The sequence below is a fragment of the Streptomyces graminilatus genome (assembly GCF_001418565.1).
GTDB lineage: Bacteria > Actinomycetota > Actinomycetes > Streptomycetales > Streptomycetaceae > Streptomyces > Streptomyces graminilatus.
In genome coordinates this window covers 1-6760 of record NZ_LIQQ01000354.1, presented here as the reverse complement: position 1 = coordinate 6760, position 6760 = coordinate 1, and the positions used below count along the sequence as shown (strand labels likewise).

The window sequence follows — 6760 nt, the reverse complement described above, 5'->3', positions numbered from 1 at the left end:
GGCGGGGCGCGCGGAGGGCGCCGTGAAGGTCCCCGGCGCCCTCCGCGCGCCCCGCCCCGCCGCCCGTCCCCGGCGGGCCTTCCAGCCCGTCACCATCCGTACCGCGCGCGACGCGGTCACCGCCGCCGCCCTCTATCTGCGCTGGCTCGGCTACCGGGACATCCGCCGCGCCGACCAGCGGCCCCCGTCCGGCGTGGGGCTCGCCGCGCGCGGGGTCCTGGCACAGGTCGACCCGACGGTGAGCCCGGCGTCGCTGCGGGACATCGAGTGCCTGTGGCTGACGGCCATGACGGAGTCGTCTCATTGCGTGTACTTCTCCCTCGCCGGGTACGAGGACGANNCCGCCGCGCGGGCGCGACCAGGCACGACGGCGCCGCAGTTCACCGACAACCCGTCACAGCGCTCCCGACGCCCGTCACACCGGCACCGTCACACCTCCGGTGTCCCCGAACAGGACACTCACCGGAAGTCCTCCTCCCGGTACTCCCCCGCCGAGCCCGCCGCAGTCGCCTCCCGCAGCTCGATCCGCCGGATCTTCCCGGACACGGTCTTGGGCAGATCGGCGAACTCCAGCCGCCGCAGCCGCTTGTAGGGGGCGAGAACCTCGCGGCTGTGTTCGAACAGCACCTTCGCCGTGTCGGGCCCCGGCTCCCAGCCCGCCGCGAGCACGACGTACGCCTTCGGCACCGCCAGACGCAGTTCGTCCGGCGCGGGAACCACGGCGGCCTCCGCCACCGCCTCGTGCTCCAGCAGCGCGCTCTCCAGCTCGAACGGGGAGATCTTGTAGTCGGAGGCCTTGAAGACGTCGTCGGACCGGCCGACGTACGTGATGTAGCCGTCCTCGTCGCGTGAACCGATGTCCCCGGTGCGGTAGAAGCCGCCGGCCATGGCCTCCGCCGTGAGGTCGGCGTCGCCGTGGTAGCCGGTCATCACACCGACCGGATGGGCGGACAGGTCGAGCGCGATCTCGCCCTCCGTGGCGCCCGGTTCACCCGAGACCGGATCGAGCAGGACGACCCGGTAGCCGGGGCTCGGCCGGCCCATGGAGCCCGTCTTGAGCGGCTGGCCGGGGCTGTTGGAGACCTGGACGGCGGTCTCCGTCTGGCCGAAGCCGTCCCGGACGGTGACCCCCCAGAAGCGGCGCACCTGTTCGATGACCTCGGGGTTGAGCGGCTCCCCGGCGGCCACGACCTCGCGCGGCGGGGTGCGCAGCCGGGTCAGGTCGGCCTGGATGAGCATGCGCCAGACGGTCGGCGGGGCGCAGAAGGAGGTGACGCCCGCGCGGTCCATCTCGGCCATCAGCCGGACGGGGTCGAAGCGCGTGTAGTTGTGGATGAAGACGGTCGCCTCGGCGTTCCAGGGCGCGAAGAGGTTGGACCAGGCGTGCTTGGCCCAGCCGGGCGAGGAGATGTTCAGATGCACGTCGCCGGGCTTGAGGCCGATCCAGTACATGGTCGCCAGATGCCCGATCGGGTACGACGTGTGGGTGTGCTCGACGAGTTTGGGGCGGGCCGTCGTGCCCGAGGTGAAGTAGAGCATCAAGGGGTCGTCGGCGTGGGTCGGCCCGTCCGGCGTGAACACCTCGGGCGACTCGCGGGAGTCCTCGTACGGCAGCCAGCCCTCGGGGGCGCCGCCCACCGCGATCCGGGTGTAGCGGCCGGGCACCTCGTCGAACTTGCCGGTGTCCTCGGCGCGGACCAGGACGTGGGCGACCCGGCCGCGCTGCACCCGGTCGCGCAGGTCGGCGGGGCCGAGCAACGGGGTGGCGGGGATGACGACAGCACCGAGTTTCATCGCGGCGAGGGCCGTCTCCCACAGCTCGGTCTGGTTGCCGAGCATGACGAGGACCCGGTCCTCGGGGCGGATCCCGAGCCCGCGCAGCCAGTTGGCGACGCGGTTGGAGCGGGCGGCCATCCCGGCGAAGGACACCTGAACCTCGGAGCCGTCCTCCTCGACGATGTGCAGGGCGGTGCGGTCGTTGCCGTCCGCGATGACGTCGAACCAGTCCAGGGCCCAGTTGAAGCGCTCGGGGCGCGGCCAGTCGAACCCGTCGTACGCGGTGGCGTAGTCCTCGCGGTGGGCCAGCAGGAAGTCCCGTGCCTCGCGGAAGCGCTCGGTCACCGTCGTCATCAGTCCTCCTCGTTCCCGGACCGTTGCCGGGCCACTCTGACATCGTGTAATTCGTGACGCTGATCTCACTACCCCCGAACGGGGGTGAGTGCCACGTACAACGAAGGACTTCGTGACCCAGGAGCCTCTTCGTCACGCTCCGCACACGTATATGGCGTATTCATTCACGCGTGCGGTGAAATTTCCGATGCCTCAACCGTCCTGTTATTCGGCTGATCGCGCCACCGGTCCGAAATTCGAAGATCTGTTGCCTAATATTGGGGCCCACACGACACAGGAGGGGAGCGGTGACCGTGCGACGGGACTTCCAGGAGTCTGGACGATGCCGCTCCGACCTGCTCATAGGCCGGGAAGAGGCACTCACAGCAGCGCGTGAGCAGCTTTCGCGCGGCGGCAGCGTACTGCTGCACGGACCGGCCGGAATAGGAAAGTCGACCGTTCTGCGGACATTGGCCGCGGAATACGGCGAATCGGCACGGACCGTGCTTCGGTGCTCCGCCACCGAGTCCGAATCGCATCTCCCCTTCCTCGCGCTCGCCGATCTCCTCGGTCTGGCCCTGGACGAGGTGTCCGGTCAGTTGCCCGTCGCCCAGCGTGTCGCCCTGGAGTCGGCGCTCACCGGCCGGGGCGAGTCCACGCTCCAGCGCGACGGGCTCGCGCTGCGGCTGGCGGTACTGTCCACGCTGCGCGCGCTGGCCGCCAAGGGCCCCGTCCTCGTCGTCGCCGACGACCTCCAGTGGCTGGACACCGCCAGCACCGAACTGCTCGGTTTCGCCGCCCGCCGCCTGACCGACACCCCCGTCCGGATGGTGTTCGCCGGGCGGACCGACGGCCAGGAGTACGACCGCTATCTACGCGCGTCCACGCCCGAGACCCTGGCGGTCCGGGTGAACCCGCTGACCCGCGACCAGGTGGCCACCCTCCTTGAGCGCAAGGGCTACGACCTCCCCCGTTCGACCGTGCGGGAGATCCACCGCACCAGCGCCGGCAACCCGCTGTACGCCCTCGAACTGGGCCGGGCCCTGGCCGAGAACCCCACTCCGCTGCGCCCGGGCGAGCCGCTGCCGGTGCCGACCTCGCTGCGCGCGCTGGTCCTCAGCCGGCTGGAGATGCTGTCGGACGACGCCCGCCGCACCCTCCTCGTGGTGAGCGCGGGCGCCCGCCCCACACTGGCCCTGCTGCACGCGGCCGGCCGGGACAACGCCGAGGCCGAGACCGCCCAGGCCGCCGCCCTCGGCCTGCTGGCGACCGAGCCCGAGGGCCCGGCCGTACGGTTCGCGCATCCCCTCGTCTCGGCCGCGCTGTACGCGGAGGCGAGCGCCCAGGAGCGACGGGCCGCGCACGCCGCGCTGTCCACGGCTGCGTCCGACCCCATCGAGCGGGCCCGGCACCTCGCCCTGGCCACCGACGGCACGGATCCGGACGTGGCCGCGCGGCTCGCCGAGGCCGCCGCGCTGGCCCGGGACCGGGGGGCGCCCACGGTGGCGTCCTCGCTCGGACTGCTCGCCGCCCGGTACACCCCGGCCGGCGGTGTGCCGAACGCCGACGAGCACCGGCTGCGGGCCGCCGAGGACGCGATCACCGCCGGCGAGCTGGACCTCGCGCGGGACATCGCCCGCCAGGTGCTCGCCCGGTCCGTGGAGCCCGAGGACCGGGTGCGGGCCTGGATCATCGTGATCGACACGGCGGGCCACGCCATGACGGAGGTCGACGCCGTCTTCCCGCAGGCACTGGCCGACGCGGGCGACGACCCGCGGCTGCTCGCCCTGATCCACTACCAACTGGCCTGGCGGGCACTGCTCGTGGAGGGCGACTTCGCCGAGTGCCGTGCGGAGGCGGCCCGTTCGGCCGAGCTCGCCGCGCGGGGCGGCGACCGGCACACCGAGCTGATGTCGCTCTCCTTCCAGGCCCAGACCGAGACCCTGATGGGCCACCCGGACGCGCCCGCGACCATCAGACGCGCGCTGAAGGAGCCCCAGGACCCGCAGGTGACGGTCCATCACAACGGCATCGGTTCGGCCCGGTTCCGCTGGCTGATCATGAGCGACCAGCTGCCCGAGGCGCGGGCCACGATCACCACGCTGCTGCGCGAGGTGCGCCGGCGCGGGTCGGTCGAGAGCGAGGTGCACTTCCTGCGCGGTCTCGCCGAGACCGAACTGCGCTGCGGGCACTGCGGCCGGGCGCTCGACCTGGCCCGGGAGAGCCTGCGGCTGGCCCGGGACACCGGCATCGGCGAGGTGGCCTCCGCGATGCTCGCCGCGCTGGCGGAGGCGTCCGGCGGCGATGTGGACAAGGCGCTGGCGCTGGCCCGGGAGTCCGTCGAGCACGCCGAGGAGAACGGCGACCTGATCTATCTGTCCCGGGCCCAGGCAGCCCTGGGATACGCCCGGCTGGTGGCCGGGGACGCGCCGGGCGCGGTGCAGTCGCTGCGCCGGGCACGGGAGTTGGAGCACGATCTCGGCGTCGACGACCCGGCGCGCGGACGCTGGCAGGGCGATCTCGCGGAGGCACTCGTCCGTGTCGGCGAGCTGGGCGAGGCGCAGGAGGTCATCGACGTGTCGCGTGCCCACGCGCTGCGGCTGGGGCGGGAGAGCGTGCTCGCGGTACTGGACCGGGCGGAGGCGCTGGTGCGTGCCGCGCGCGGTGAACACGAGGCCGCGGTGGCCCAGTTGACGTCCGCGCAGGACCGGCTCGGCAAGCTGGGCTACGGCCTTGAGGAGGCGCGGGCCGCCCTCGCCCTGGCCGAACTGCGCACCGGACCGCCGAGACCCGGCCTCACGCCCGCACCCACGTCGTACGACGAGGCGGCACGCCTGTTCAGACGTTCCCGCGCGCTGCCCTGGCTGCGCCGGGTGGACGCGGCCACCGTGCCGACTCCCGCCCCGCAGCCGCTCGTGTCGCAGCCGCAGGCGGTCACCGCGCTCGACGGGCTCGCGGCGATGGAACGCCAGGTCGCCGCGCTCGTGATGGAGGGCGCGACCAACCGCGAGATCGCCGGCCGCCTCTTCATCAGCGTGAAGACGGTCGAGGCGACACTCACCCGGGTGTACCGGAAGCTGGGGATCCGGTCCCGGGTGGACATCGTCCGGCTGGCGGCGGGACACCACACCGGCTGACGCCTCGCGCACAGGCATCAACTGACGTCCGCGATACCGCCGTACGGCCGTGTGCCCGTGTCGGCGGTGCGTCCTCGCGCTCTCACCGTACCGTGCCGCCGACCCCGTACGACCGAGGGTTTTCCCTCCCCGAACTCCCCTAGGGGGTTCCCTCATTGGGAGGGGACTTGTCCGACTCATACCTTGTGGATGTGCCGCTCGCCGGGCACACGGAGCGGAGCCACCGCCCCGTGCGGAAGTCCCCCATGCCCGTGCGTTCCCCCACCGGCCGTCCCCACAAGAGGAGAACCCATGTCCGGGCTCACCCGCGCCAAGAAGGCAGCCGCCGTCCTGGTGGCCACCGCTGCCGCCGCGTCGACCGCGCTGATCGCCGCCCCCGGCGCGGTCGCCGCACCGCAGCCCATCGTGGGCGGTACGACGACCACCGCGTCGGCGTTCCCGTACGTCATGCAGATCACGGACGCCTCGCAGAACCAGTTCTGCGGCGGCACCCTCGTCTCGCCCACCAAGGTCGTGACCGCCGCCCACTGCGTGGTCGACGAGACGCCGCGCGGCGTCCGGGTCGTCGGTGGCCGTACCTTCCTCGACGGCACCAACGGCACGGTCAGCCGGGTCACCAAGATCTGGGTCCACCCTGGCTACACCGACGTCGAGCAGGGCGACGACGTGGCCGTGCTGACCCTCTCGACCTCGATGCCGTACACCCCGGCGTCGTTCGTCACCTCGTCCCAGACCGGCGTCTACGCGGCCGGCACCACCGCCCGCATCATCGGCTGGGGCACCACCGTCTCGGACGGCGAATCCTCCAACCAGCTGCGCACGGCGACGGTCCCGACCGTCTCCGACTCCAGCTGCACCAACTCCTATCGCTCCCGTTACATAAAGAGCGACATGGTCTGCGCCGGATTCACCTCCGGTGGCGTAGACGCCTGCCAGGGCGATAGCGGCGGCCCGCTGATGATCGGCGGCGTCCTGGCAGGTATCACTTCCTGGGGCGACGGCTGCGCTGCGGCCGGCCTCCCCGGGCTCTACACCCGGCTGACCACCTTCTCCAGGCTGGTGGCGACGCAGGTCGCGTCGTAACCACCACAGTGGCGGCCACCTCGGTCTCCCGGGTACCCCCCGGGTGAATACCAGGGGGCGTTGCGGACCGGCCACGAGCGGTCCGCAACGCCCCCTATCCACGTCCGCGTTCGCTATCGCACGGCGGTGCCGAACCGGATGTCGTACGCCGTTCCCTCGTGCAGCACGGCGAGCATCCGCTCGCCCTCCTCGGCCACCACTGCCCGCACGCCCTTGGTGAGTTCGCCGAAGGGCTCGACGGTGAGCGTACGGTCGGTGAGGCTCCACAGGCCCGCCAGGAAACCGTCGACGAGCAGGACGCGGTGCGCCTGATTGCCCGTCCAGCTACGGCCCTTGAGGTCGGCGGGGACGACCCGGGTGCGGTCGGCGTGCGAGAGGAGCAGGTTGTCGAACTCGGGCAGGAATCGCGGCGGGGCCGGGGTGTCCGGGTC

The 6760-nt window shown here is 72.2% G+C and carries 4 protein-coding genes and 1 pseudogene; 3 read left to right on the top strand and 2 right to left on the bottom strand.

Annotated features, from left to right (window positions below; all coding sequences use genetic code 11):
* Positions 1-339 (top strand): annotated as a pseudogene (locus AOK08_RS47645) (hypothetical protein); the annotation flags it as partial.
* A gap of 120 nt (positions 340-459) precedes the next feature.
* Here the strand turns inward: AOK08_RS47645 and AOK08_RS28265 are convergent.
* A complete protein-coding gene (locus AOK08_RS28265; protein ID WP_055531267.1) occupies positions 460-2130 on the bottom strand; it encodes an AMP-binding protein in 1671 nt (556 codons plus the stop codon).
* Positions 2131-2417: 287 nt separating this feature from the next.
* Here AOK08_RS28265 and AOK08_RS28260 point away from each other — a divergent pair, with 287 nt between their 5' ends.
* Both AOK08_RS28260 and AOK08_RS28255 read left to right on the top strand, forming a co-directional pair.
* Positions 2418-5246 carry an AAA family ATPase gene (locus tag AOK08_RS28260; RefSeq protein WP_055531266.1) on the top strand — a complete coding sequence of 943 codons (2829 nt, stop codon included), beginning with the start codon at positions 2418-2420 and terminating at the stop codon, positions 5244-5246.
* Between the two features lie 291 nt (positions 5247-5537).
* Entirely contained in the window at positions 5538-6329 is a 792-nt protein-coding gene (locus AOK08_RS28255; protein WP_055531264.1) for a S1 family peptidase, read from the top strand.
* Positions 6330-6442: 113 nt separating this feature from the next.
* On the opposite strand, the gene AOK08_RS28250 is transcribed toward AOK08_RS28255, so the two are convergent.
* On the bottom strand, positions 6443-6760 hold a 318-nt coding region (locus tag AOK08_RS28250; RefSeq protein ID WP_198539419.1), incomplete at its 5' end, for a DNA glycosylase AlkZ-like family protein.